Raw genomic sequence first — 25,722 nt, 5'->3', positions numbered from 1 at the left:
TGCAAACAAAAAAGGTTGGCCCTAGGGTCAACCTTTTTAGTATCTGCTAATTAGTTTGGTGTATCGCCAACTAAACCTTAGCCCTTCAGTTAACTCACACTAACCAACCTGCGAAATGTGCCACGGCATACAACGAAATAGCCGCCATAATACCCGCTACAATATCGTCAATCATGATACCCAAGCCGCCGTGAATTCGCGCATCTAGCCAACCAATCGGCCAAGGTTTTACCATGTCAAAGAAGCGGAAAAGCACAAAACCAGTCAGAAGCCATTTCCAGTCATCGGCAGGGATATTCAGCATAGGCACTAAGCTCATGGTGATCCAAAAGCCCGCAAACTCATCCCAAACGATAGAACCGTGGTCATGCACGCCCATATCATCAGACGTTACTTGGCAGATCTTAATACCAATAATGCAGCTTACCACCACCACGGCAACGTAAGCAGGAAACGGTAGCTGAACCAACAATAGGTACAACGGAATTGACGCAAGCGTGCCCATTGTGCCGGGAATAATAGGCGATAAGCCACTGCCAAAACCCGTTGCTAAGAAATGCCAAGGATTTTTAAGAGAAATAAGAGAAAGTGGGTTTGTCATCAATTAACCTTAAAGTGATCGTAACCAGTTAAGTTCCAGCTTAGTGGTTCACCATTATTGTGTAATTCAAAATATTCTACAGGTCTTATCTGGCCAATGCAGGTGACTTTTGTACCAGTGTGTGACAAAGCACTTTCCAGCGACCCTTTATTCTCTTCTGGTACAGTAAAGCACAGTTCGTACTCTTCACCACTCGTTAGCGCATACTGCTGAGCTGAAGTGATATCAGGAGCGAACTGACGTAACTCTGGAGAGATAGGCAGCGTGCTTACATCAATACTCGCGCCAACTTGAGAACGCTTAAGGATATGTTTTAAATCAGCAATAACGCCATCAGAGATATCAATCGCAGATGAAGCAAGGTTCACTAGAGCCTGACCCGCTAACACTCGTGGGGCGCTCACATAATGTCTCTCTTCAAGCTCAGCAGCATAGGGCTTCGCTCTGTTCTGCTCAGGGTTAAGTAACACTTCTAAGCCAGCTTTGCTGTCACCTAGATTACCTGTTACGTAAATCCAGTCGCCCACTTTCGCGCCATCTCTGCGCAGCGCTCGTCCTTCAGGAACAAAGCCCTGTACCGTCAGTGTCAGGCTTAGTGGACCTTTGGTTGTGTCGCCACCAATTAACTGAATACCAAAGTAGTCTGCGAGTTTAAAAAAGGAGTCACAGAAGGGAGCAAGCCATGCTTCATCGATTTCAGGTATGGTTAAAGCAAAAGACACCCAAGCAGGCGTCGCGCCCATTGCAGCAAGGTCACTGATATTGGAAGCCAACGCTTTGTGTGCCACCCAAGCCGGATTCGCCTCAGCTAAGAAATGGGTACCAGCCACTAAGGTGTCCGTGCTGATCGCTATCTCAACATTGCCCGGCGCTTTGACCAAAGCACAATCATCGCCAGCAGCTAGAAGAACGTCTTTACGTTGTGGTTGTCGATTTACAAAATATTTTTCAATCAGGTTAAATTCGCCAGACATCACATGCCCTATCTTTAGTCTCATAAAAATCGCCGTAATCATGGATATTACAGAAATTTAGTTACAAAAAAGGCCAGCATAAAAGCTGACCTTTAGATTCAATATACGAACGTCTTATTTCTTACGAACGTGCGGTGCAGCTTTATCAAGCACACCGTTAACAAACTTATGGCTGTCTTCTGCTGCAAATACTTTTGCAAGCTCGATAGCTTCGTTGATAACCACTTTGTATGGTACATCTTCGCGACGAGTCATCTCGTACATAGCTAAACGTAGAAGCGCTAGTTCCATCAGATCCAGATCTTGCATAGGGCGAGATACGAATGGACGAAGCTTGCTATCAAGTTCCATGTGGCTAAGAGCAACACCAGTTAGTAGGTCGCGGAAGTATGCAACGTCTGTTTCTGGCATAGCAAGAGCAGGCTCTGCAGCATGATGCTCTTCTTCATCATACTTACCACCAGATAAGAACTGTTCTTCAACGGTAGCAATATTTTCTTTAGTAATTTGCCAAGAATAAATTGCTTGTAGAGCAAATTGACGTGCGTTACGACGTGCGGCTGGTTTCACACTGGCCCCCATTAGGAATCGATTTCAGAAAGAACGTTGATCATCTCAAGTGCGCTAAGTGCTGCTTCTGCACCCTTATTACCAGCCTTGGTTCCTGCGCGTTCAATAGCTTGATCGATCGTATCAACAGTAAGAACACCAAACGCTACTGGAAGAGAATATTCCAGAGACACTTGTGCCAAACCTTTATTACATTCACTACAAACATAGTCAAAGTGAGGTGTACCGCCACGAATTACTGTACCAAGAGATACAATCGCATCGAACTTACCTGTTTTTGCAACGCGCTGCGCTACAAGTGGAAGTTCTACTGCACCAGGGCAACGAACAACAGTGATGTTGTCTTCGCTTACTTGTCCATGACGCTTTAAAGTATCGATTGCACCAGAAAGTAAACTTTCGTTAATAAAACTGTTGAAACGAGCAATAACGATAGCAATTTTTGCATTTGGCGCTGGGAAGCCACCCTCGATCACTTTCATAAGCCTTCCTTTAACTATTTTCATCAAGTGAGAATCGCCGGATTCTAGCACAAAACTGTGAGCAATATCTAATGGTAATTTAGAAGAACAGACACCGGCAATGTAAAGATGATAATGCAGCGCTGATCCCAAGCATATAGGAACAGCGAGTAACCAAGTTTGTGTGTTGAACACGTTTTGAGTCGGACTTGGCTACTTTGCTCTTTTGGCAAGATTTATCACCAAAAGAGCCACTGAAATCATCGGTAAATTATGTTGCTACAAACGGAGAAACGTCTGCTTGCTAACGCATGGTTTATTCGCAAACGTACTCAACAACGTTAAGGCCAAAACCACCCAATGCGTGGTAACGCTTAGTGCTTGAAGAAAGCAGACGCATATCGTGCACGCCTAGGTCTTGAAGAATCTGAGAACCGACACCAACACGACGCGAGGTACCCTGCTTCTTCGCCATAGTTGGCTGCTCGTTCTTGTCTTGCGCTTCGAATGTCTTCACTTTGTGAATCAAAGAATCAGACGACTCTTCGTTGCCAAGAATAACCAACACACCGCCTTCGTCGCCAATACGCTTCATCGCTTTATCTAGCGACCAGCTGCGTTCAGTACCACGGTCTGAATGAAGCAGATCGGTGAACGTGTCATGCAGGTGAACACGTACCAAAGGAGCACCTTCAGATAGGTCGCCTTTTTGCATCGCGTAGTGGATCTGGTTATCAATTGTATCGCGGTAAGTCACCAGCTCGAAATCACCAAACTCTGTTGGTAAATGGCATTGTGCTACACGCTCAATCGTTGTTTCTGTGTTGTTGCGGTATTCAATCAAGTCAGCAATCGTACCTAGCTTGATGTCGTGTTTTTCAGCAAACACTTCAAGGTCAGGGCGACGAGCCATAGTACCGTCGTCGTTAAGGATCTCAACGATAACCGATGCTGGCTCGCAGCCTGCAAGACGTGCTAAATCACAACCTGCTTCTGTGTGTCCTGCGCGAGTCAGAACACCGCCATCTTGCGCTGTCAGTGGGAAAATATGACCAGGTTGAACAAGATCAGCCGCTTTCGCATCTTTCGCCACTGCCGCTTGAACCGTCACTGCACGGTCTGATGCAGAGATACCCGTTGTTACGCCCTCTGCCGCTTCAATCGAAACAGTAAAGTTAGTGGTGTACTGTGCGTTGTTATCTTGAACCATAGGCGCTAGACCCATGCGGTTTGAACGCTCTTTGGTTAGCGTCAGACAAATTAAACCACGGCCGTACATCGCCATGAAGTTAATCGCTTCTGGCGTCACATGTTCTGCTGCCATGATCAGATCGCCTTCATTTTCGCGATCTTCATCATCCATCAGGATAACCATTTTTCCTAGGCGAATGTCTTCAATAATTTCTTGAGGAGTACTAATTGGCATTGTTCTATATCCTTTGAAATGGTTCTGCTTCCTAGAACCGACACTATTTAAACCTGATGATATTGCTTCGCTTTACAAAGTCTCGCTTAACGCACTTTGTATCAACGGTTAGGCAAAACCATTCTGCTGTAAGAATTCCATCGTTAATCGAGATTCAGGCTCAGATTCTTGTTGCTGACCTTGCAGTAAACGCTCCATGTAACGTGCTAATACATCAACTTCTAGATTCACTTTACGACCGACATTGAATTGGTCGATGGTGGTTTCTGAAGAAGTATGAGGAACGATAGTCAGCTTGAATGCGTTCTTACGTAAATCGTTCACAGTCAGGCTAATGCCATCAACTGTTACTGAGCCTTTTTGAGCCACGTATTTTGAGATTTCTGCTGGCATTTCTACCCAGAATTCAATCGCACGGCCAACTTGGTTACGTTCAACAATCTCACCCACGCCATCAACGTGACCAGACACTATATGTCCACCGAAACGCGTGGTTGGTAACATTGCTTTCTCAAGGTTAACTTTATCGCCCGCTTGGTAATCGACAAAACCCGTTTTTTTCAGGGTCTCAAGCGAAAGATCTGCACTGTAGCTGTGGTCGTTATATTCAACAACTGTCAAACACACACCATTGGTAGCGATACTGTCGCCTAACTTAACGTCAGCCATATCAAGCTTACCAACATTAACCGTTACGGTGATGTCTTCTCCGCGGGGAGTGATTGCACTCAATGTACCTACGGCTTCTACAATTCCTGTAAACATTTTAAAACTCTTTTTGTTGTCAACGACACGTATGTAGTTGGAGTAACTATTTCCACTGTGGTTTCGTTACTATCTGTTTCGAAATACGGGTTTCGCAACGATGCGAATATCCACACCAACCTGTCGAACATCTTTAATTTCTAGGTCAATAACGTCAGACATTGAAGTGAGCCCTAATGCACCCATCAAACCTCGTCCGTCACTGCCCATAAGTTTAGGTGCTAAATAAAGGATTAGCTCATCCACCAGCTGCTCTTCAATCAAGCTTTTTGCCAATGTTGCGCCCGCTTCGACCCAAATATGGTCGATATGATTGGCAGGTAATTGACGCATCAGATCGTGCAAATCGAGCTGACCTGCATCTGTGGTTGCGACTTCAATATCAGCAGATGCTTCGGCAACTCTCAACACCGATGTTGGAGTCTGGAATAACTTGAGTTCAGGACGCAGTTGGTTTTGACGATCAAGAATCACGCGAATCGGCTGACGCAGCTCGTCTTCAGCGTAATGACCTTTGATACTGCTTGGCAACTCTGCCCAACGAACATTCAACGACGCGTTGTCTTCAATCACCGTCTGGCTAGTTGACAACACAGCGCCTGATTTTGCTCGGTAGTTCTGAACATCACGACGTGCTTCTGGCGATGTGATCCACTGGCTTTGACCATTTTCCAATGCCGTTTGCCCATCAAGGCTAGCCGCCATCTTTAACTGAACGAATGGCATGCCCGTTTGCATACGCTTGATAAATGCAGGGTTCAAGTCGAGAGCGTCTTGCTCTAGCAAACCGATTTCAACCTCAATACCCGCATCGCGTAGCATTTTGATACCACGACCTGCGACTTTTGGGTTTGGGTCCTGCATGGCACAAATCACTTTGGCTACTTGAGCCTTAATCAAACCTTCAGCACAAGGCGGCGTTCGACCGTAATGAGAACAAGGCTCTAGCGTGACATAAGCCGTCGCACCTTTTGCTTTGTCGCCTGCCATTCGCATGGCATGTACTTCAGCATGAGGTTCGCCAGCTTTGGCATGAAAACCTTCACCAACGATCTGACCGTCGGTTTGTACAATGACACAACCCACATTAGGGTTTGGCGCAGTAGTGTAAATGCCGCGTTTTGCTAACTGAATAGCACGCGACATCATTTGAAAATCTAGGGGAGTAAAGTTTGACATGATTGAGGAGTTAATCCTCTAATTTAGCGATTTCTTCGCCAAACTCTCGGATGTCTTCAAAGCTGCGGTAAACAGAGGCAAAACGAATGTACGCCACTTTATCCAATTCTTTCAATTGGCCCATCACAAGATTACCAATCATCTCGCTTGGTACTTCACGCTCACCAGTTGCACGGAGTTGTGACTTAATCGTACTGATCGCAAGTTCAATCGCGTCAGCACTCACTGGGCGTTTTTCTAGGGCGCGCTGTACACCACCCACCATTTTATCTTCATTAAATGGTTCGCGGTTTCCATTCGACTTTATGACTTTAGGCATCACAAGTTCTGCCGATTCGAACGTAGTAAAACGTTCACTACATGCAAGGCATTGACGGCGACGACGAACCTGATGGCCATCGGCTACCAGTCTTGAATCGATTACTTTAGTGTCGTTCTCTGAACAAAAAGGACAATGCATATCACCTCCAAATAATTGAATATCAGTGTAACGGAATTGCCAAACGTTAGGAAAGAAAAAGGGCCAATTAAGGCCCTTTTGTGTGGTGATTCATTGATTATTGCTACTCGACCGCCATTTCAAAAATGAGCTGAGGAGTAAAATTAACGACCAGCGTTAACCGCGGACTAAATAGTTCGCTTTACCTACCCATTTGTAGCTTGTCAGCTCTTCTAAGCCCATTGGGCCGCGAGCATGCAATTTCTGAGTAGACACGGCAACTTCAGCACCTAAACCAAACTGTGCTCCATCAGTGAAACGTGTTGATGCATTCACATAAACCGCTGCAGAACCAACAGAGTTAATGAAACGCTCTGAGCTCTCTAAGCTATTGGTCATGATCGCATCTGAATGACTCGCGTTGTGTACACGCATGTGGTCAATCGCTTCTGCCACATCCGCTACCACTTTCACGCCTAGCGTGTAGCTTAGCCATTCAGTGTCAAAGTCGCCTTCAACCGCATCACGTTGGTCTTCAAAACCCGCTAGCAGCGATTTTGCACTGGTATCTGCAACTAAGGTTACCTTGCCGGCTAAACGCTGTTTCAGCTTAGTTAGGAAAGCTTCAGCAACCGCTTCATGCACTAGCAGTGTATCTAACGAGTTACACGCCGATGGACGTTGAACTTTTGAGTTTTCGACCACATCGACAGATTTCTCAAGATCAGCGCTTTCATCAACGAAGATATGGCTGATACCAAAGCCGCCGATGATTACTGGGATGGTGCTGTTCTCTTTACACATCTTGTGCAGACCAGCGCCGCCACGAGGAATGATCATATCCACGTAGTCGTCCAGTTTAAGCAGTTGAGAAACGAGTTCACGATCAGGCTTCTCGATGTACTGAACAGAAGCGGCTGGAAGCTCCGCTTTCTCTAATGCAGACTGGATAACCTTAACCAGTTCCATGTTCGAGAAAAACGTCTCTTTACCACCACGTAGAATGCTTGCGTTACCTGTCTTCAGACACAGAGCTGCAATATCGATGGTTACGTTCGGACGCGCTTCATAGATAACACCCACCACACCAAGTGGCACACGGCGGCGAGACAGTGACATACCGTTTTCTAGTACCTTACTGTCGATTTCGCTGCCTACAGGGTCGTTAAGGCTAATCACGTTACGAACATCATTCGCAATGCCGGTTAAGCGCTCTTCATTAAGAAGTAGACGATCAAGCAGTGCGTCAGTTAAACCCGCTTCGCGACCTAATTCGATGTCTTTCGCGTTCGCTTCTAAAATCGTTGTTGCGTTTGCTTCTAGCTCATCAGCGATAATCGCCAATGCTTTATTCTTTTGCGCCGTAGATGCGGTCGCTAGGTGGAAAGCAGCGTCTTTTGCTGCGATACCCATGTTAGTTAAATCCACGTTTAACTCTCCCTAAATTCTGTCTGTCTTTGGATGCAAAAAGGTGATTCACCTTATCATCACGAGCTACTCTTGGATTACAACTAGGTCGTCACGGTGAATGACTTCTGACCCATAATCGTATCCAAGGATGTCGCCAATATCTTTACTGTGCTTGCCTGCAATTTTTGCTAGGTCTTGGCTTGAATAACTGGCGATACCACGCGCAATTACTTTGCCTTTGCTGTCTGTGACTTGGGTAACTTCACCACGAGAGAATTCGCCTTTAACTCGAACAACCCCTTTCGCCAACAAGCTGCTGCCTTTGGTGTTGACTGCGTTTACTGCGCCGTCGTCAACCACGATGTCACCTGCTGAAGCAGGGCCCGCTAAAATCCAGCGTTTACGGTTTTCAAGCGCTTCCGCTAAAGGCAAGAAACGTGTGCCTTGTGGGTTATCACTCAGTGAATCAAACACCACATTTTCAGCACTGCCCGCAGCAATAATCACTTCGATGCCTGCGCGACGAGCAATGTCAGCCGCCTGCAGTTTTGTCGCCATGCCGCCAGTACCCAACGTAGTACCGCTGCCACCTGCGATCTTACGCAGCGTGTCATCAATGGTTTTCACTTCTTTGATGAGCTCAGCATTTGGATCTTTACGAGGGTCAGCCGTAAACAGGCCTTTTTGATCGGTTAATAGCAGAAGCTTATCGGCTCCACATAAAATACCAACCAGTGCCGACAAGTTATCGTTGTCGCCCACTTTAATTTCGTTAGTTGCTACTGCATCGTTTTCATTAACCACCGGAATAATATCGTGTTCAACGAGTGCGTTGATCGTGTCGCGAGCATTAAGAAAACGCTCGCGATCATCGAGATCAGCACGAGTCAGTAGCATCTGGCCAATCTTAAGGCCATAGATAGCAAACAAAGACTCCCAAACTTGAATCAACTGACTTTGCCCAACTGCCGCAAGCAACTGTTTGCTCGCCATTGAGTTGGGAAGTGCGGGGTAACCAAGGTGCTCACGTCCTGCTGCAATTGCACCAGACGAAACCATAACCACAGAGTGGCCTTGTTTTTTTAATTCAGCACATTGACGAACCAGCTCAACCATATGAGCGCGGTCTAATGCCAATGTTCCGCCAGTTAAGACACTGGTACCCAGTTTAACAACGACAGTTTTACGCTGTGTTGTTGTCCCGCTTTGATGATTTGTTGTCATGAAGTCTTTTATGGATAAAACAAATAAGAGGTGATGTTTTAGCAATCAAAAGGGGAATTCACAAGCAGAAAAGGTGCGAAATCGCACCTTTTTGCTTTATATAGAAGAGTAACCTTTAAAATTAGACGAATTCGACAGACTCTTCGTCTAATTGGATACTGATTTCAAACTTACTTTGAAGTTCATCAACCAGTTTCTTGTGGAAGGCTTCTTGAGTTCGAGAGACCTCAGCGACCGCCTTTTTAGGTAACGGCAAAGAATCCCAGTTACCATCGATGTTGTACTTGCCGATATTGTACTTCGCCGAATATCCCTCTTCCGACTTATCCAATTCCAGCCACCAGCCCCAGAACTCGCGTTCTTCTGGTGATTTTTTATCGTTCACACATACAGACAAGCAATCAAAGATATAGTGGCCTTCTTCTGATTGCGGTTCCCTTAAGTAAGGCCCGATCGCCTTTAAAACATTCAACAAGCGGTAATGCGTAGGTTGTTGTGTCACTTCTGACATATTGAATCTCCATTTTCAATGTTAAGAATGACGTTACTCAGACTGTTATACGTAGAAACTACGCATTTGGATTTTATAAATGACCTCTGAGTATCAGGTACTTAGTTTGTACATTTTTCATGCTTAACTAATTTAGGAGAAATGTCATCTAAATAATTCATCCTCAAGCCACTTTATCGCCAATTCGAGGGATTGCTCATAACCTTGTGTAATTGACTTAGCTTTGATTTTCTTCGCTTTTCCGTAATCACTGTAAATAGCAACCAGTTGATTATCCATTGGCGGTGAAATCGGGTCGCCTTCCAGAGCCAATGCCAAGATAGGAACACTGGTTTTACTGTTTGACAGCAAACCTTGTACCTTGAGTGACCACGCCATCAACTGCCCAGAAAGGCTATTGATATCGACCGCCCCTTTACCAAGGCGCGAAGCCAACACATCTAGATGCATTTTAGGCATCTGCTTAAGTTTGTCTGCATGAACAAAGATATCGTGAATTGGCGCGCCTAAAGAAATACACGCTTTAATCTTATGTTGCTCGAGGAAAGATAATCTCACCATCGCATTGCCACCGAAGCGGAAACCAAACAAGCCGACTTTGTGGTGATCGACCCATGGGATGTTAGGCAATTCATTCAGCACTGCTTGGTGAAGACAAGATGAGTCTTCTGTTAACGGCCAATGTGCACTGTGCCCTATTGATGGCATGTCTACCGTTAACATAGCAATGTTCTTAGGTGCTAAATAATCCCTAAACAGGCGCCACATATCGGTTTGCAAGCTATCTAGACCCGCGCTGACAATCACAACCGGTTGTGGTTTATCTGTCTTGGTTAGATGCAAGTTCGCTTTGATCTTCTTGTTTTGGTATGGAATATCAATCTGCTTGACGATCAACTTAGTGTGCTTGATCGCTTCAGAATACGCTGCGTTGGCCAACACTTGAGCCTGAGCTGCCAAGTTGTCGTTCTTGAGGTGTGGGTAACCCGCAATACTGAAGCACAACGATGCGGAAAATAGCTCTTCAGCCATCTCTTCACCATTCTTCTCATTAGAACGATTTTGATGCTGCATACCCAGCTTGGTCCATTCGTATGCCCAGTTACCACTTCGGTAACCCATGACCGTATCAAGCCACTCATCGGTTGTACGAGAGTTATCTGATGACGCGATGCGAGCCAATACCGCTTCCTGCTCTATTGGATTAACGCCTTGCCATACCCACTGAAGACGTCTTAGGTTTCGATACCATGATGAGTTTTGCTGTTCACGTTTCTCATCCAATAGCGCTTCAGAGCTTGGCATGTATTGTGTCAACATTGAGGTCTCTTTCGCTTGCTTGTGCTTTACAAACAAAGTTTCCGAAAGGTTCGTGCTCGTTTCTTCTGGTTCAGACATTGGGATACTTAATAAGAAATGGTTGTCACTAATAATATAAAAAAAAATGACCCTATAAAGGGTCATTTCTCAAAAAACTAAGTTTACGCTTATTTTGACTTGCGATTTACTGGCTCTACGTAGCTTAGGCTAGTATCCCAAGGTTGCTCAATCCATGTGTCTTGAGCGATATCAACAATGTACTCGTCTAGCAAATCAGCGCCAGATGGTTTTGCACATACAGCGATCAGTTTCGCTTTAGGGTACATTTCGCGAAGCTTACGTGCAGTGTCACCACTATCAACCAAGTCTTCAACGATTAGGAAGCCTTCGCCGTCACCTTCAGGTGCTTTAACTACTGTCATATCACGTTGGTGATCGTGGTCGTAGCTAGAAATACAAATCGTATCTACGTGACGAATACCTAGCTCACGAGCCAAGATTGCACCAGGAACCAAACCACCACGGCTTACTGCCCAGATGCCTTTCCACTGCTCTGCTGGCATTTGCTTTTCAGCAAGTTGACGGCAGTAAGTCTGCATGTTGTCCCAAGTGATAACGAATTTGTTGCTCATAGTATAAAACCTAATAATTTTGTCATGTTATTAGAGGCTATTTCAAACATAGCCTCTTCAGCGATTAAGCAGAAATCTAGACGATTAAGCGAAAATGTATTTAAGAATAAAGATAGCCGACATTACCCACACAGCAGGTGAAACGTCGCGACCTTTACCACTTAGCAGCTTAATTGCAGCGTAAGCGATGAAACCTAGTGAGATACCCTCAGCGATAGAGTACGTCAGCGGCATAAGCAGACATGTTACCACGACTGGTGCTGCTTCCGTAAGATCACGCCAATCAATGCCAACTAGGCCAGACATCATCAGAATTGCTACATAGAAAAGTGCACCTGATGTTGCGTAAGCCGGAATCATACCTGCAAGTGGCGAGAAGAAAAGAGCCAGTAGGAATAAGATACCAACAACAACAGCCGTTAGACCGGTACGGCCGCCTTCAGCAACACCCGCAACACTCTCAACATAAGAAGTAGTATTTGATGTACCTAGCAGTGCACCAATAGATGTTGCTGTAGAGTCAGCAAGCAGTGCTTTGTTCAAGCGAGGTAGTTTGCCGTCTTCTTTGATTAGGTTTGCTTTCGTTGCAACACCAACCAGAGTACCCGCTGTATCGAACAAATCGACGAACAAGAACGCGAATACCACTGAAATCATACCGATTTCAAATACAGCAGAGAAATCAAGCTGCATGAATGTAGGAGCAAGGCTTGGTGGTGTAGACATGATGCCGCCGTATTGAACGTCACCAATAACAATGCCAAGAGCTGTGATAGCTAGAATCGCAATCATTACTGCCCCTTTCACGCCACGGTGAACAAGAGCAATCGTTAGGAAGAAACCAAGTGAGCCTAGGATAGGAGCAATCGCGGTAATGTCGCCCAGTGAAACTTTAGTTGCTGGGTTAGAAACAACGATGCCTGCATTGCTAAGCGCAATAAACGCTAGGAAAAGACCGATACCTGCAGAGATACCAACACGCAGAGACATAGGGATCGAGTTGATAATCCATTCACGGATCTTAAAGATGCTTAAGAAGATGAAGATTACGCCTGATACGAAAACCGCTGCCAGAGCAACTTGCCACGTATAACCCATACCCATTACAACAGCGTAGGTAAAGAATGCGTTCAAACCCATGCCTGGAGCTTGAGCAATTGGGTAGTTAGCAACAAAGCCCATGATGAAACAGCCAATAGCAGCCGCTAAACAGGTTGCTACAAATACAGCGCCATGGTCCATACCAGCATCAGCTAGAATCATTGGGTTTACAAAAATGATGTAAGCCATTGTTAGGAAGGTTGTTAGACCTGCGATGATTTCAGTGCGCACATTGGTGCCATTTTCACTGAGTTTGAATAGCTTTTCGAACATTATCGAATCCTATAAGGGTAAAAAGTAAACGGTTGCGTAATCGATTGGCTGTGGATTATAAAGTTATCAAATAACAAATTCCAGATAGAATTAAGGCTCTAATCGATATTTATCAGAATGCCGTATGAAACAAAGCGATTAAAAATGAAGATATCATCGATAAATAACCATTAAAAACAAACAATTAACAACAATAGACTCACTAAAACTAGTTGGTTGTTTTTTCTACCATCGGTTATTTTCATTGATAATCTAGCCAGTAAATTCTGAATTCAAACTCACAATAGTTATGTATTTTTCAACAGGATCAGTAATAAGGCGCAAATTGATATTTCGGCGTTTAAAAAACAACCACGCAGAACAGCAAGGAAAGTGACAAGCGAAAGCGGTTTGGAAAAGTAGCAGGCAAAAAAAACGCCACTCAAAACTGAGTGGCGGTAGAATCTGTCAACCAAAAGGGCTGTAAAAGAATTCCAATATATAGGGGTGAACAAAACTGTTCGAGTTACATGCTTACGGTATTAGTAACCAAAGCTTGTAGGGTATGCAAAGTTGCTAGTGTAAACAGAGCTGTTAATCCAGAACATTGCAGATGGTAAACCTTTCATAACTATCACCTTAATAAATCAATAAAAAACGAATTTGATTTCTCGGTTCCTTGGAGGCGATAAAACGGACTCATCCTTTGAGCATTTACTCTTCATCTCAGAAGTTGGTTATTAATATACCCTAAAGAAAAAAGATTACAAGTATTTTTTGCTATGCGTCACATTTTTGGCCATTTACGGTTATTTTACAAACTTATTTTGTAATAAAACTACAAAATAGAATTAAACAAACGTTTGCCTGCTCCATTTATAAGCATCAAGGCGCTTAGCTGTGATCAGATGGACAAGATCGCTTTCAAAATTTGAGCTATTTGAGGTTTAGAACCGCTACTCGTCAAAACGCTCAAGTGGTATGCTGTTGCCATCAAAACAGACCCATATTTTAGATTTTTGTTCTAGGTTTTTCCCCATACAAAACCTAAATATATGGTTATTAAATAAAAAAGGAGTCATCCGTGTCTGAATTCCATTCTGAGATCAGTAAATTATCCCCTGCCCCTATCTGGCAGTTCTTCGATAAGATTTGCTCAATCCCACACCCTTCTAAGCATGAAGAAGAGCTTGCTCAATACATTATTGCTTGGGCAACAGAGCAAGGCCTAGATGTACGTCGTGACCCAACGGGTAACGTATTCATCAAAAAGCCAGCAACGGCGGGTATGGAAAACAAAAAAGGTGTAGTGCTACAAGCTCACATCGATATGGTTCCACAAAAGAACGAAGACACAGTTCATGACTTTGCTAAAGATCCAATTCAACCATACATTGATGGTGAGTGGGTTACAGCTAAAGGCACAACGCTTGGCGCTGATAACGGCATGGGCATAGCTTCTTGCCTAGCGGTTCTTGCTTCAAACGAAATCCAGCACGGCCCTATCGAAGTTCTACTAACAGTAGATGAAGAAGCAGGCATGACTGGTGCTTTCGGTCTTGAAGCGGGTTGGTTAGAAGGCGATATCCTTCTTAACACCGATTCAGAGCAAGAAGGCGAAGTGTACATGGGTTGTGCTGGCGGTATCGACGGCGCAATGACATTTGAAATTGCTCGTAATGCGATTCCAGCTGACTTCGTAACACGTAAGCTAACGCTAAAAGGCCTAAAAGGCGGTCACTCTGGTTGTGACATCCACACAGGTCGTGCAAACGCAAACAAACTGCTTGCTCGCTTCCTAGCGGGTCACGCAAAAGAGCTAGACCTTCGCATCGTCGAATTCAAAGGTGGTAGCCTTCGTAACGCGATCCCTCGTGAAGGTTTCGTAACGGTTGCTGTTCCTGCGGCAAACCAAGAAAAACTGGCTTCACTATACAACTACTACACTGAGCTGCTTTCAACAGAGCTAGGTAAAGTAGAAGACAGCATCGTGACTTTCAATGAAGAAGCTTCTGTAGAAATGGGCGCACTTGCGTCAGCAGACCAAGCTCGCTTTATCGCGGCACTTAACGCATGTCCAAACGGCGTGATTCGTATGAGTGACGAGATTGAAGGTGTTGTGGAAACGTCTCTAAACGTAGGTGTTATCACAACAGAAGAGAACTCAATCACAGTACTTTGCCTGATCCGCTCTCTTATCGATTCAGGTCGTAGCCAAGTAGAAAGCATGCTTCACTCTGTTGCTGAACTAGCAGGCGCTAACATCGCGTTCTCTGGTGCTTACCCAGGTTGGAAACCAGACGCAGATTCAGAAATCATGCATATCTTCCGTGACATGTACGAAGGTATCTACGGTCACAAGCCAAACATCATGGTTATCCATGCTGGTCTTGAGTGTGGTCTATTCAAAGAACCTTACCCGAACATGGATATGGTTTCTTTCGGCCCAACCATCAAGTTTCCGCACTCTCCTGATGAGAAAGTGAAGATCGACACCGTTGAGCTATTCTGGAACCAAATGGTTGCATTGCTTGAAGCGATCCCAGAAAAAGCTTAATTCGATAAGCTATGTTTGTTCAGTAAATGGTGTTTTACAGTAAACACCGTTTATCTGAGACAAAATAAAACAGGTACTCAATGAGTACCTGTTTTTGTATCTAATCTTTGTAGCTACTACTTGTGACTAAATAAACAATTAAGCGCGTGAAGCCGCGTAGCTTTCTAGCTCATCAATTGAAGTTTGTGCCACAACTTCGCCATCGATGAAGTACGTCACCATCTCGCCATCACGAACACCGATTAACGTCGCACGCTCACCAGACTGGTAAGTAATGTCCATTTGGATCGTGTTTTCATCAATCTGCTGCATTTGACCTTTTTCGATCACATCTGCACTCGTGATAGGACCCACTGGCGCTTCCGTTAGAGACGGATCAAGTTGGTGGTTGATGTCTAGGTAAGTATCAGTCTTTGTATCAAAGATGTGCGGAGAACCAGTTAGTGGGTTGCTACCAGTCCAGAACTCTAGTGAGTTGAATACCAGGTAATCGGCAGCAACTGTTAGGCCGTAAGCAGGCGCTAGTAGCATGTTCAAGCCACCACGTGCGTAACGGTTATCAACAGCCTTAACGTTAAACTTCATTAGGTAACCGGTTACTGCGTTACTACCAACACAGCCAGATAAAGCGACAGAAACCACCGCCAGTGCAACGACTTTTGAAATTGTTTTTTTCATTTTTATCTCGATATATGAATTTGGCCGCCAAAAAATGGCGATGAATAATACCAACCAACCGAACAATAAATATCAGCGTTAAATCAATGTATTGTCAGGAAATTCACAATTCTAAACCCCTTCTAACTAGCCAAATCAAAAACAGAAACCAATTAAGAAACGCCTCCATAAAAAAGTTTTGTCGTCACCGTAAAGCGATTGATTCGTACTAAAAATCAACGATTGATACATTCCGTGTTAACGAATTATCACCATGTTGAGAACAACCTAAATGGCAAGACTAAAACCTAATCAACCCTTCGAATTACTTGGTTATACTGTTCAGCCAGGACAGAGAATGGAGATTGAACTGCAAGCGGCTCAGCTTTACACGCATTCTCCACTTTCAATCCCGATTGAAATTATTCATGGTCGCCAAGCGGGCCCAACACTGATGGTAAACGCGGCGATCCACGGAGATGAATTAAACGGTGTTGAGATTGCACGACAGCTGACCAATGCGATTGATCCAAAGAAACTGAAAGGAACACTACTTGTTGTGCCTATCGTTAACGTATTTGGTTTTATCCATAAGTCTCGTTACCTACCAGACCGTCGTGACCTGAACCGTTGCTTCCCTGGAAGTGAGAAAGGATCACTGACATCACGCATCGCTCACACCTTCTTTGAGAACGTAGCGAAGCACTGTGATTACATTTTGGATCTTCACACGGGTGCGATTCACCGTACTAACTTGCCACAGATCCGTGCAAACCTGTCGAACCCTGAAACACTGCGCATCGCAAAAGCGTTCGCAACACCCGTGATCATAGATTCTCCACTGCGTGATGGTTCACTGCGCAGCGAAGCGGAAAAACTGGGTATTCCTGTATTAACTTACGAAGGTGGTGAAGCGCTGCGTTTTGATCACCTAGCGATTCGTGCGGGTTACCTTGGCGTGCATCAAGTGATGAAAGAAATCGGCATGCTGCGCCCTAACCGTAAGAAGTTACCAGAGCCAGTATTGAGTAAGTCGACCAGTTGGATCCGCGCTGAATCAGACGGCATTTTGCGTAATATGGTAAGGCTTGGCGAACAAGTTGAAGCAGGACAAACTCTGGCTTACATCAGCTCTCCATTGGGTCACCAAGAAGGCCAAGTGATCACAACCAAAGGCGGTATCGTGATTGGTCAGCAAACTCTGCCTTTGGTCAACGAAGGTGATGCTGTGTTCCACATCGCTTACTTCAAGCAAGACGATGAAGAAGTAGGACAATCAGTAGAAAGCTACATTGAAGAAGTGGCAGAAGACGATTGGCTAACTGCACTGAATAACTGATCAGACAATTCTTAACAGTTTAAGAGCTCGACGTTAAAAGCGAGAAGCCAAACCGAGCTCTTAAACACAATAAAACAGAACTCCACAAACTAAAAAGCCCCAAAACACTTTTAACTCGAAAGAAAAAAGTTGTATCGGGGCTTTTTTTTCACAAATCCCTTATCTTAAAATTAAGGGATCTATAAATTAGTCATGCACTGAATTATTCAGCGTCTTGTTGCTCTTCTGCACGAGCTTTAGCGCGCGCTTCACGTGCTTGCTCAGCTTTAAGCTCTTTAGTGTGACGTAGTTCGTCACGCTCTTTACGTTGCTCTGATTTACGCTCGTTACGTTCAGCTTGGTTAGCGATGAAAGATGCTAGCTCTTTCTCTGCCCACTCTTGTGCTAGAGCTTCAGTTTCGAAACCAGACTCACGCTTAGATACTGTAGTGCTGCGAGACGTTACTTGACGAGTAATCTCTGCACACCAACCGTTGCGTTTTTCTGTAAGGCGGATATCAAATTTTTTGTTCTTAGACATGTTCTATTTTTTCCTAAGGGAGATCATTAAGGGATCGGTCAACTTTGATAACTCCATCTAAGTGAGCATCTTTTAACACCATCCCTTGGTAAGCGCGGTATTAGAGCACAAATCAATGAATATTGCTGCAAATATTTGCAGCGGATCACACTCCAATGCTGCAAATCGTTTGCGCCTAATTTCAATCGGTTCATAACTCTCGGTTCACCATCAACTTCTATCCTATTTTATCGATAACAATGAAATGAACTATGCTCAAACAGAGATAAATGAAAGAGATACCTGCTTGCTCAGGTTTATAGACTCTACTGTCTCACCTACTCCGCTCATAATTAAAATAGCTAAGGAGTTGCTATGGATAGCTTCATCAAAAATTTACCCAAAGTTGAGCTGCACTTACATATAGAAGGCACATTAGAGCCAGAGCTGATGTTCCAACTCGCCAAGCGTAATAACCTGTCGATTCCCTTTGAGACCCCAGACCAAGTTCGAGACGCGTACCAGTTCCACAATCTTCAATCCTTTCTCGATATCTATTACCAAGGTGCAAACGTACTGATTCATGAACAAGATTTCTACGACCTGACGTGGGCTTATCTGTTGAAGTGTCAGCAAGATAATGTGGTTCATACTGAGATCTTCTTCGACCCTCAGACTCACACTGAACGCGGCATTGACTTTGAAGTCATCGTTGGCGGGATTACTCGAGCTTTGAATCAAGTGGAGCAAGAGCTTGGTATCAGCAGCCAACTGATCATGTGCTTTCTGCGTCATCTCGATGAAGACAGCGCTTTTGAAACACTCAAACAAGCCCTTCCTTATAAAGATAAGATCATTGCCGTTGGGTTAGATTCATCAGAACAGGGCAATCCACCAGAGAAGTTTAAACATGTATTCCAAGAAGCGATCAACCAAGGCTTTCTGACTGTCGCGCACGCCGGAGAAGAAGGCCCAGCACAAAATATTAGCGACGCACTGAGCTTGCTAGGCATTACCCGAATTGATCATGGCGTTCGCTGTGTAGAAGATGAAGAGTTGATGGAACAGCTAATAGCAAAACGTACACCACTGACCGTCTGCCCGCTGTCGAATACCAAGCTCAAGGTGTTTGAGACCATGCAAGAGCACAACATCGTCGAGTTGCTGAGAAAAGGGCTGTGCGTCACCATCAATTCCGATGATCCGGCTTACTTCGGCGGCTATATGAATGATAACTTCCTCGCCGTCGCCAATGCTCACCCAGTGACCAAAAACGAATTGGCGCAGTTCAGTATTAATGCCATCGAAGCCAGTTTTATCTCGCCTCACGCCAAGGAAGATCTCATCACACAGGTACGCCAATACCTTGCTGCGAGTACTTAATGAGTTATCAAGATCAAAAAGGGAAGCTCTGAGCTTCCCTATCTATATCAATAGATAACTAATTGGCTTAGCCCGTGTGACCATCCACTCTTGGCGTTAACAGCATCATCCCAAATTTCCAGATAAATAGACCGAACGCTAACGTCCATAAACCCGCGCTGATATTGACCATCTCAAATAAATACGCCGGGAAGAATGTCACACCTAAACTACGAACGAGTGCCGCGATAAATATAGCCGAGAACGCCAAAGCCATACTTGGCCCTTTATAGATAGCACGGCCAGTATGTCCCATTGTCACGCGCGTGATCATCGCCAGAATTAACCCACTCAAACCGCCAATCGCAAACAGGTGCAGCATGTTATGGCTCGCGAACGGGTTATCTAGCAAACCGCGTAACAGCAAGCTGAGAGGGATACATAGGTAAGCCGCATGCAGCGACCACACCAAGGGTTCTGATAGTGTTGTCCAAGGCTTCCAGCGGATAAAGCGCACCAACTGTGTCACACCTGCAAATACCATCAACTCATTGCCGACTTGAGCAAAGGTCAATGGGAAGAAGCTCAACACAAATAAGCCAACCAAAGGTAGATTGGCTAACCATTCCAACCAAACCAAGGGCTGCGCTTTTTCGAAATCAAAACGACGCGCTGTGAAGAATGGGATTACTCGCCCACCCATCACTGATAAGAGCAAGGTAAACCACCACAACATAGCCTGCCAAACTGCAGACGATGGGAATGGAGGCATCCCCTTAATGGTCGCGTAACTAGCAAAGTTCGCCACGATAGCCAATATAAACAGTGGCACAAAGAATAGATTCTTCCAGCCTTTCGACTTCACGACTCGGAAACCAATTTCGTAGGCGGCGAAGATTAAGAACAGCGCCTCAACCGACGAGATCAGCCATAACGGAGCGGGTGTCCAAAACAGAATACGAGGTGCGAGCCACAAACCGACTAGCGCAGCTAATCGATAATGCTTGGTGCCATTGACACCCGTCCACGTTTGTACTGCCGTTAACACAAAACCGACCACTATCGCCATTGAGAAACCAAACAGCATCTCATGCACGTGCCACCACAGTGCGGGAACTTTTAAAATCTCAGGCTGACCGTTTTGGAACATGATGACCCAAGCGACAATCGCGATCACTGCATAGAGACTGCCTAAAAAGAAGAAAGGTCGAAAGCCTAAACGCAGGTAGGCTGGAATCGCGTCTTCTACACTTTTATCTGTGATATTTAACAAACTCGCTCCTAATTCTCAGATAAGCGGCCAAGGTATTACCTAAACCAAATTTTGTATGCATCAAATCCGATGCAATATGCAGATAACGCTGCATGAAACGCGCCAATTAGATAAAACCAGTAAAAACAGCGACTCACGAGATTCACTAGCCAATAAACAAGTCAAAAAAACACAACCAAAAGAGTCATAAGGACATATAGATGTATAAATAGAAACTTACTGACTTTTGGTATCTCGCCACATATAGTAAGACTAGACTTAAATGGAACAACTCAGACAAGGAATGCGATGTATATTTTTGGTTATGGCAGTTTAATCAACTCATCTTCACGCCAGCTTACCGGTCAGACAGGGCAAGCGATCCCTGCGATTGTTCATGGCTTAATTCGCCATTGGAGCAAGATCGATGACAGCTATGTGTTATCACCTTTGATCGTCAATCTCGGCGAGGGACAAGTGAATGGTGTGTTGCTTGAGGTGGATGATATTGCACTGGCTGAGTTTGATCGCCGTGAGCGTGGTTATCACCGAATCGAGTTAAAGGCCTCTCAGATAGAAAGCCAAGATGAGTTCAAACAGGATCAATCTATCTGGGTTTACATCAAAGACGAGATTGAAGCACCTTGCGAAAACAGCCCTATCGTCCAAACCTATGTCGATACGGTATTGGCAGGATGTTTAGAGGTGTCTGAAAGCTTTGCGGCGCACTTCGTTAAACACACACAAGGTTGGCATCACCCATTAGAAAATGATCGCCACCAGCCTAAATACGGCAACCTTGCTGGGGTTTCCGATCACCATCACAGTGTGATTGATGGCTTGATACTAACTGTACGCAGCTAGTTGATTTAGGTTGGTGAACACATTGACTCACCAACCTAAAGTGAGCTTAAACGACACGAATACCTGCTGGCATCGCACGTTCAGGTGTTAGCAATACACTTTCAGATTCATCTTCCGTTTCTGCACAAAGCAACATGCACTCAGAAGTGTGGCCTCTCATCTTCGCCTTCGCTAGATTGCACAAAACAACAACCTGCTTACCCATCAACTCTTCTTCTGTGTAGTAAGGGACTAGGCTGGTCACCGTTTGCAGTGTCTTGTCACCAACATCCACTTGCACTATGTAAAGCTTGTCGGCGTTTTCATGACGCACAACCTCAATGATCTTACCCACACGCATTTCTAACTTAGCAAAGTCACCATAAGAGACAGTATCCATTTCTCACTTCCTATATTGGTTTATTTTCACTCATTAAATCATTTACTAAAATTAAGTAAAATGTAAATGTTTACACTAGCATTAAACCTAATAATTACAAGCGGTAAAGATCTCATTACTGGAAGTAAAATGAGAGTTTCGTTGCCTTACTATCATTGTCGGTGTTAAATAGATGAAGCAATGTATAGAGGTTAAAAATGGCAACAATTAAAGATGTAGCAAAGGAAGCTGGTGTTTCTGTTGCAACCGTATCTCGAGTGATCAACAAGTCTCCCAAGGCGAGTGCAAGCTCGGTAGAGTCTGTAACTAAAGCGATGTCTAAACTTGGCTATCGACCGAATGCCAATGCTCGAGCGCTGGTAAGCCAAAGCACGAACACTGTTGGTGTATTGGTCGGTGACATCTCCGATCCCTTTTTTGGCACGCTGGTTAAGGCTGTCGACAATGTCGCTCGTGAGAACGGAAAACATATCCTTGTCGGTAATGGCTCGCACGATCGTGAAGAAGAGAGACAAGCGATTGAATTGCTGATTAACAGCCGTTGTGACGCCCTGGTGATCCACTCTAAAGGCCTCACCGACGAAGAACTGATTGCCTATGCAAAAGAGGTCAAAGGCTTAGTACTGCTCAACCGTTATATTGCTGAGATTGCCAACCACTGTATTTTCTTAGACAACAAAAAAGGTGCGTATCTTGCGACGGAATATCTGATCCGCCATGGCCATAAGAACATTGCCTGTATCGCCTCATCGCATAGCATTGAAGATGCCGATGAGCGTATCCAAGGTTACTTAGCGGCACTCTCAGATTACAAAATAGCGCTCTCTGACAGCTATATTGAATACTCAGCGCCGACCAGTGACGGTGGCGAATACGCCATGACTAACCTTCTGACTAAGTCACTGCCAATCACTGGCATTGTGGCGTACAACGATTACATGGCAGCTGGTGCTTTGTCTGTCCTTGATGAAAACGGTATTCAAGCGCCAGACAAAATGTCGATCATCGGTTTCGATGATGGTTTGATTGCCCGCTATGTTCATCCAAAGCTCACCACTATTCGCTACCCGATTCAGATGATGGCAGAGAAAGCGACACGACTCGCGTTGCACTTAGCCAAAGGTGAAAACACCTCAACTGAACCAATGATGTTCTCTCCAACTCTGGTACGCCGTAATTCGGTAGAGAAAGTCTAGGTTCTGGTCGACTCATCAAGCAATAAACAAAAAAAAGCCCTAACAGAATCGCTTCTGTTAGGGCTTTCCTACCTTACTCAGATACTCAACAATTGCGCTTAATAAACCGCACTCTTGTTGAGCGCCACTTTTGCTCATCCCCCAAGAACAACGCGATAATTCACATCGTCCTATTCACAAACAAAAGATATTGACGTAACCGCTTTGAGCTAGAGCGTACTAGTTTGAAGAATCCCCCGAAAATTCAAACTGGTAACAGGTACTGTAGTTATATTCTTGTTCAGGCTTGAGAATACAACTGTCCTGCTTCCACTCTGGGTGGTTAGGAGAGTCAGGTAAGAACTGGGTTTCTAGCGCCAAACCAGCGTAGTCTTCATAGCTGCCACCACTTCGGTTTGGTGTGCCACCAAGCCAGTTTCCGGTGTATAGCTGCATTGCAGGTTTGGTTGAAAATACTTTTAGTGTGACGAGCGCATCTGGTGAGGTTACGGTCGCGGCGCATTGAGTGCGTTTGCAGCCATCAGCCAATAAGAAAGAGTGGTCGTAACCCTTTGCTGCTTTCTGCTGTTCATCGCCCAACAAACGCTCTGAGATCATCATAGGCTGATTGAAGTCAAAGCTGGTCGATTTCACTGATTTAAGGTTACCTAACGGAATACCCACCGAATTGGTCGGTAAGAACTGATTAGCATTGATACTGACAATGTGTGACAAACAGTCGTGTCCAGCTTCAGCGCCAAGTAGATTGAAGTACGCATGATTCGTTAGGTTGACTACAGTCGGCTTGTCTGTGGTTGCAGAGTAATTAATGGAAACTCGATTGTCTTCGGTGATGTCATAACGCACCGACACATTCAAATTCCCCGGAAATCCTTGGTCGCCATCAGCAGACTCAAGAGTAAACACCACTGACGTTTCGGTTTGCTCGGCAATATTCCAACGGCGTTTATCAAATCCGTTCGGGCCACCATGTAAGGTATTGCCCGCTTGGTTGGTTTCCAGCTTGCAATTCTGACCATCAATTTTGAAACGACCATTAGCAATGCGGTTAGCATAACGGCCAACAGTTGTGCCCATATAGCTGGCTTGTTTATCGAAGTTCTCCATTGAGTTAACACCCAACAAAACTTCTCTTTTGTTTCCTTTTACTGGCAGGATACAGCTCAACCATGTTGCACCAATATCCATGAATGTCACTTGCATGCCATGCGTATTTGATAGCGTCACTAACTGAGCGGGTTGGCCATCATAGGCAGGAGTCTGCGTCATGGATTGATGCAGGTTTTGCTCTTGTGTCATTCTAAATTCCTTCTAGTGCCAGTAAAAAGCCTCTACCTGAAGTAAAGGCTTTAGCATTTGGCCTACCATGATCTTTTTACTTGGTAAGCTCTATATTAAATCTCGAAGCCGTTAGATTACTTCAACTAAGCCTGCTCCGTCTTTCGCTTGGCACACATAAATAGATTCTTTTAGACCCGTCGCCGCTTGATATTTCTGCTCAACGGTTGTTTTGATTTCATCAACCAATGCAGGTGGAACTAATGCCACAATACAACCACCGAAACCACCGCCAGTCATACGCACGCCACCTTGTTCACCGATCACTTCTTTGACCATATCAACCAGCGCATCAATCTCTTTCACCGTGATTTCAAAATCATCACGCATTGATGCATGCGATTCAGCCATCAACTCGCCCATACGCTTCATATCATGAGTGCGTAGAGCTTGAGCCGCTTCAACAGTACGGTCATTTTCAGTAATCACGTGACGAGCACGTTTCGCGACCATTTCATCCAATTCAGACTCTTTCGCTTTGAATTGCTCAATGGTCACATCACGAAGTGCCGGAACACCAAAGATGCGCGCCGCTTCTTCACACTGTTCACGACGTGTGTTGTATTCGCTGTCGACTAAGCCGCGTTTCTTGTTTGAGTTAATGATAACCACAGCCATATCTTCTGGCATTGAAACCGCTTGAGTCTCTAGGCTACGACAATCCAAAAGCATCGCGTGGTTTGCGCGACCTTCTGCAGAGACCATTTGGTCCATGATGCCGCAGTTACAGCCCACAAATTCGTTTTCGGCCTGCTGACCATTTAGCGCCACTTCAGCTTGGCTGATCTCTAGGTTATAAAGCACCTTGAATGTTTGACCAATCACCACTTCCAGCGCCGCAGAAGAACTTAAACCTGCACCTTGAGGCACGTTGCCCGTTACAGAGATGTCTGCACCTGTAAATTCAAAGCCGCGACCTTTTAAGCACTTCACCACACCACGAATGTAGTTCGCCCACATCTTGTCTTGTTGGAATGTGATCTCTTGAGTTAAATCGAACTCATCGACTGCATTACCGTAGTCCACTGATACTACGCGAACAATGTTGTCGTCACGCTTAGCCGCGGCGACTACCGTTTGGTAGTTAATGGCACACGGTAGAACAAAACCATCGTTGTAGTCAGTGTGCTCGCCGATCAGGTTCACACGACCTGGTGCTTGGATAATATGAGTCGCTTGGTAACCAAGGACTTGCTCAAAAGATGCTTTCACGTTTTGGATTAGGTCAGACATAAGTAAACTCTCTGGTTAAACTCTTTGTTCAATTGGTTATGGCCCCTTCACGGCACCACTTTAATTCTTTTAGATTCCCTATATCGTTCGTCGCTCACGGTAGGGAATGACAACATCAGCGACTAAACTTCTAAACTTCTATACTTCTATACTTCTAAGCTTCTAAGCTTCTAAGCTTCTA

Annotated in this window: 25 protein-coding genes; 5 read left to right on the top strand and 20 right to left on the bottom strand. The window is 44.9% G+C overall.

Annotation, left to right across the window (positions count from 1 at the left end):
- Positions 1-94: 94 nt before the first annotated feature.
- The 14 genes from pgpA to AB4623_RS02110 form a co-directional block, all read right to left on the bottom strand.
- The gene (pgpA, locus tag AB4623_RS02175; protein ID WP_017060782.1) at positions 95-601 is read right to left on the bottom strand and encodes a phosphatidylglycerophosphatase A; all 507 of its coding nucleotides are present in this window, start codon (positions 599-601) and stop codon (positions 95-97) included.
- Positions 601-1,575, bottom strand: a complete 975-nt coding sequence (thiL, locus tag AB4623_RS02170; protein ID WP_372145679.1) for a thiamine-phosphate kinase — start codon at positions 1,573-1,575, stop codon at positions 601-603. Before thiL ends, pgpA begins: the two co-directional genes overlap by 1 nt.
- A gap of 114 nt (positions 1,576-1,689) precedes the next feature.
- Positions 1,690-2,157, bottom strand: coding sequence for a transcription antitermination factor NusB (gene nusB, locus AB4623_RS02165; RefSeq protein WP_004734399.1), 468 nt, complete (start codon positions 2,155-2,157; stop codon positions 1,690-1,692).
- Entirely contained in the window at positions 2,157-2,627 is a 471-nt protein-coding gene (ribE, locus tag AB4623_RS02160) for a 6,7-dimethyl-8-ribityllumazine synthase (protein WP_004741508.1), read from the bottom strand. Before ribE ends, nusB begins: the two co-directional genes overlap by 1 nt.
- A 295-nt stretch (positions 2,628-2,922) precedes the next feature.
- A complete protein-coding gene (ribBA, locus tag AB4623_RS02155; RefSeq protein WP_017060784.1) occupies positions 2,923-4,032 on the bottom strand; it encodes a bifunctional 3,4-dihydroxy-2-butanone-4-phosphate synthase/GTP cyclohydrolase II in 1,110 nt (369 codons plus the stop codon).
- 108 nt (positions 4,033-4,140) lie between these two features.
- Positions 4,141-4,797, bottom strand: coding sequence for a riboflavin synthase (locus AB4623_RS02150; protein ID WP_010436361.1), 657 nt, complete (start codon positions 4,795-4,797; stop codon positions 4,141-4,143).
- A 69-nt stretch (positions 4,798-4,866) separates the two neighbouring features.
- Positions 4,867-5,946, bottom strand: a complete 1,080-nt coding sequence (gene ribD, locus AB4623_RS02145) for a bifunctional diaminohydroxyphosphoribosylaminopyrimidine deaminase/5-amino-6-(5-phosphoribosylamino)uracil reductase RibD (RefSeq protein ID WP_017060785.1) — start codon at positions 5,944-5,946, stop codon at positions 4,867-4,869.
- 40 nt (positions 5,947-5,986) lie between these two features.
- Positions 5,987-6,436: a transcriptional regulator NrdR gene (gene nrdR, locus AB4623_RS02140; RefSeq protein ID WP_004734394.1), complete on the bottom strand. Its 450-nt coding sequence runs from the start codon at positions 6,434-6,436 to the stop codon at positions 5,987-5,989.
- Between the two features lie 156 nt (positions 6,437-6,592).
- Positions 6,593-7,843 (bottom strand): glutamate-5-semialdehyde dehydrogenase, encoded by a 1,251-nt coding sequence (locus tag AB4623_RS02135; protein ID WP_017060786.1) that lies wholly within the window; start codon positions 7,841-7,843, stop codon positions 6,593-6,595.
- 66 nt (positions 7,844-7,909) lie between these two features.
- On the bottom strand, positions 7,910-9,094 hold the full coding sequence (gene proB, locus AB4623_RS02130) for a glutamate 5-kinase (protein WP_012604650.1): 1,185 nt from the start codon (positions 9,092-9,094) through the stop codon (positions 7,910-7,912).
- Between the two features lie 76 nt (positions 9,095-9,170).
- Positions 9,171-9,560: a sigma factor-binding protein Crl gene (crl, locus tag AB4623_RS02125; RefSeq protein ID WP_017060787.1), complete on the bottom strand. Its 390-nt coding sequence runs from the start codon at positions 9,558-9,560 to the stop codon at positions 9,171-9,173.
- A gap of 144 nt (positions 9,561-9,704) precedes the next feature.
- Positions 9,705-10,958: an esterase FrsA gene (frsA, locus tag AB4623_RS02120; RefSeq protein ID WP_372145646.1), complete on the bottom strand. Its 1,254-nt coding sequence runs from the start codon at positions 10,956-10,958 to the stop codon at positions 9,705-9,707.
- Between the two features lie 89 nt (positions 10,959-11,047).
- A complete protein-coding gene (gene tet(34), locus AB4623_RS02115) occupies positions 11,048-11,512 on the bottom strand; it encodes an oxytetracycline resistance phosphoribosyltransferase domain-containing protein Tet(34) (RefSeq protein ID WP_009847475.1) in 465 nt (154 codons plus the stop codon).
- An 84-nt stretch (positions 11,513-11,596) separates the two neighbouring features.
- Positions 11,597-12,886: an NCS2 family permease gene (locus tag AB4623_RS02110; RefSeq protein ID WP_017060789.1), complete on the bottom strand. Its 1,290-nt coding sequence runs from the start codon at positions 12,884-12,886 to the stop codon at positions 11,597-11,599.
- 1,063 nt (positions 12,887-13,949) lie between these two features.
- Between AB4623_RS02110 and AB4623_RS02105 the strand changes: the two genes are divergently transcribed.
- A complete protein-coding gene (locus tag AB4623_RS02105; protein ID WP_372145644.1) occupies positions 13,950-15,422 on the top strand; it encodes an aminoacyl-histidine dipeptidase in 1,473 nt (490 codons plus the stop codon).
- A 138-nt stretch (positions 15,423-15,560) separates the two neighbouring features.
- Here the strand turns inward: AB4623_RS02105 and AB4623_RS02100 are convergent, their stop codons facing one another.
- A complete protein-coding gene (locus AB4623_RS02100) occupies positions 15,561-16,100 on the bottom strand; it encodes a DUF3332 family protein (protein WP_017066819.1) in 540 nt (179 codons plus the stop codon).
- A gap of 271 nt (positions 16,101-16,371) precedes the next feature.
- Between AB4623_RS02100 and AB4623_RS02095 the strand changes: the two genes are divergently transcribed.
- Positions 16,372-17,418: a succinylglutamate desuccinylase/aspartoacylase family protein gene (locus AB4623_RS02095; protein ID WP_371720855.1), complete on the top strand. Its 1,047-nt coding sequence runs from the start codon at positions 16,372-16,374 to the stop codon at positions 17,416-17,418.
- Between the two features lie 202 nt (positions 17,419-17,620).
- On the opposite strand, the gene AB4623_RS02090 is transcribed toward AB4623_RS02095, so the two are convergent.
- Entirely contained in the window at positions 17,621-17,938 is a 318-nt protein-coding gene (locus tag AB4623_RS02090; RefSeq protein ID WP_017069509.1) for a DUF3622 domain-containing protein, read from the bottom strand.
- A gap of 354 nt (positions 17,939-18,292) precedes the next feature.
- Here AB4623_RS02090 and AB4623_RS02085 point away from each other — a divergent pair, with 354 nt between their 5' ends.
- A complete protein-coding gene (locus tag AB4623_RS02085) occupies positions 18,293-19,300 on the top strand; it encodes an adenosine deaminase (protein WP_017069510.1) in 1,008 nt (335 codons plus the stop codon).
- A gap of 67 nt (positions 19,301-19,367) precedes the next feature.
- Here AB4623_RS02085 and AB4623_RS02080 read toward each other — a convergent pair whose 3' ends face one another.
- Positions 19,368-20,552 carry an NnrS family protein gene (locus AB4623_RS02080; RefSeq protein ID WP_372145642.1) on the bottom strand — a complete coding sequence of 395 codons (1,185 nt, stop codon included), beginning with the start codon at positions 20,550-20,552 and terminating at the stop codon, positions 19,368-19,370.
- Between the two features lie 288 nt (positions 20,553-20,840).
- On the opposite strand from AB4623_RS02080, the gene AB4623_RS02075 reads away from it, so the two are divergent.
- Complete coding sequence (locus tag AB4623_RS02075) at positions 20,841-21,395, top strand: gamma-glutamylcyclotransferase family protein (protein WP_017063327.1); 555 nt, start codon at positions 20,841-20,843, stop codon at positions 21,393-21,395.
- Between the two features lie 46 nt (positions 21,396-21,441).
- Here AB4623_RS02075 and AB4623_RS02070 read toward each other — a convergent pair whose 3' ends face one another.
- Positions 21,442-21,774: a tRNA-binding protein gene (locus tag AB4623_RS02070; protein WP_017060796.1), complete on the bottom strand. Its 333-nt coding sequence runs from the start codon at positions 21,772-21,774 to the stop codon at positions 21,442-21,444.
- A 197-nt stretch (positions 21,775-21,971) separates the two neighbouring features.
- Between AB4623_RS02070 and AB4623_RS02065 the strand changes: the two genes are divergently transcribed.
- The gene (locus AB4623_RS02065; protein ID WP_372145641.1) at positions 21,972-22,970 is read left to right on the top strand and encodes a substrate-binding domain-containing protein; all 999 of its coding nucleotides are present in this window, start codon (positions 21,972-21,974) and stop codon (positions 22,968-22,970) included.
- 219 nt (positions 22,971-23,189) lie between these two features.
- Here the strand turns inward: AB4623_RS02065 and galM are convergent, their stop codons facing one another.
- Together galM and galK are read right to left on the bottom strand one after the other, a co-directional pair.
- The gene (gene galM, locus AB4623_RS02060; RefSeq protein ID WP_372145640.1) at positions 23,190-24,269 is read right to left on the bottom strand and encodes a galactose-1-epimerase; all 1,080 of its coding nucleotides are present in this window, start codon (positions 24,267-24,269) and stop codon (positions 23,190-23,192) included.
- Between the two features lie 111 nt (positions 24,270-24,380).
- Positions 24,381-25,541: a galactokinase gene (galK, locus tag AB4623_RS02055; RefSeq protein WP_372106426.1), complete on the bottom strand. Its 1,161-nt coding sequence runs from the start codon at positions 25,539-25,541 to the stop codon at positions 24,381-24,383.
- Between the last annotated feature and the right edge of the window lie 181 nt (positions 25,542-25,722).

It is taken from the genome of Vibrio sp. 10N.222.52.C12 (assembly GCF_041474215.1).
Lineage (GTDB): Bacteria > Pseudomonadota > Gammaproteobacteria > Enterobacterales > Vibrionaceae > Vibrio > Vibrio crassostreae_C.
The sequence above is the reverse complement of the archived record's forward strand: the minus strand, read 5'-3'. Positions and strand labels throughout refer to the sequence as shown.

Coding starts and splice junctions, on each gene's coding strand:
- AB4623_RS02110 (WP_017060789.1), bottom strand. CDS start 12,886: ATGTTCGAAAAGCTATTCAAACTCAGTGAAAATGGCACCAATGTGCGC.
- AB4623_RS02070 (WP_017060796.1), bottom strand. CDS start 21,774: ATGGATACTGTCTCTTATGGTGACTTTGCTAAGTTAGAAATGCGTGTG.
- crl (WP_017060787.1), bottom strand. CDS start 9,560: ATGTCAGAAGTGACACAACAACCTACGCATTACCGCTTGTTGAATGTT.
- AB4623_RS02075 (WP_017063327.1), top strand. CDS start 20,841: ATGTATATTTTTGGTTATGGCAGTTTAATCAACTCATCTTCACGCCAG.
- AB4623_RS02095 (WP_371720855.1), top strand. CDS start 16,372: ATGGCAAGACTAAAACCTAATCAACCCTTCGAATTACTTGGTTATACT.
- nrdR (WP_004734394.1), bottom strand. CDS start 6,436: ATGCATTGTCCTTTTTGTTCAGAGAACGACACTAAAGTAATCGATTCA.
- AB4623_RS02100 (WP_017066819.1), bottom strand. CDS start 16,100: ATGAAAAAAACAATTTCAAAAGTCGTTGCACTGGCGGTGGTTTCTGTC.
- nusB (WP_004734399.1), bottom strand. CDS start 2,157: ATGGGGGCCAGTGTGAAACCAGCCGCACGTCGTAACGCACGTCAATTT.
- AB4623_RS02085 (WP_017069510.1), top strand. CDS start 18,293: ATGGATAGCTTCATCAAAAATTTACCCAAAGTTGAGCTGCACTTACAT.
- pgpA (WP_017060782.1), bottom strand. CDS start 601: ATGACAAACCCACTTTCTCTTATTTCTCTTAAAAATCCTTGGCATTTC.
- ribBA (WP_017060784.1), bottom strand. CDS start 4,032: ATGCCAATTAGTACTCCTCAAGAAATTATTGAAGACATTCGCCTAGGA.
- AB4623_RS02150 (WP_010436361.1), bottom strand. CDS start 4,797: ATGTTTACAGGAATTGTAGAAGCCGTAGGTACATTGAGTGCAATCACT.
- galM (WP_372145640.1), bottom strand. CDS start 24,269: ATGACACAAGAGCAAAACCTGCATCAATCCATGACGCAGACTCCTGCC.
- galK (WP_372106426.1), bottom strand. CDS start 25,541: ATGTCTGACCTAATCCAAAACGTGAAAGCATCTTTTGAGCAAGTCCTT.
- AB4623_RS02065 (WP_372145641.1), top strand. CDS start 21,972: ATGGCAACAATTAAAGATGTAGCAAAGGAAGCTGGTGTTTCTGTTGCA.
- AB4623_RS02090 (WP_017069509.1), bottom strand. CDS start 17,938: ATGTCTAAGAACAAAAAATTTGATATCCGCCTTACAGAAAAACGCAAC.
- frsA (WP_372145646.1), bottom strand. CDS start 10,958: ATGTCTGAACCAGAAGAAACGAGCACGAACCTTTCGGAAACTTTGTTT.
- thiL (WP_372145679.1), bottom strand. CDS start 1,575: ATGTCTGGCGAATTTAACCTGATTGAAAAATATTTTGTAAATCGACAA.
- ribD (WP_017060785.1), bottom strand. CDS start 5,946: ATGATGTCGCGTGCTATTCAGTTAGCAAAACGCGGCATTTACACTACT.
- ribE (WP_004741508.1), bottom strand. CDS start 2,627: ATGAAAGTGATCGAGGGTGGCTTCCCAGCGCCAAATGCAAAAATTGCT.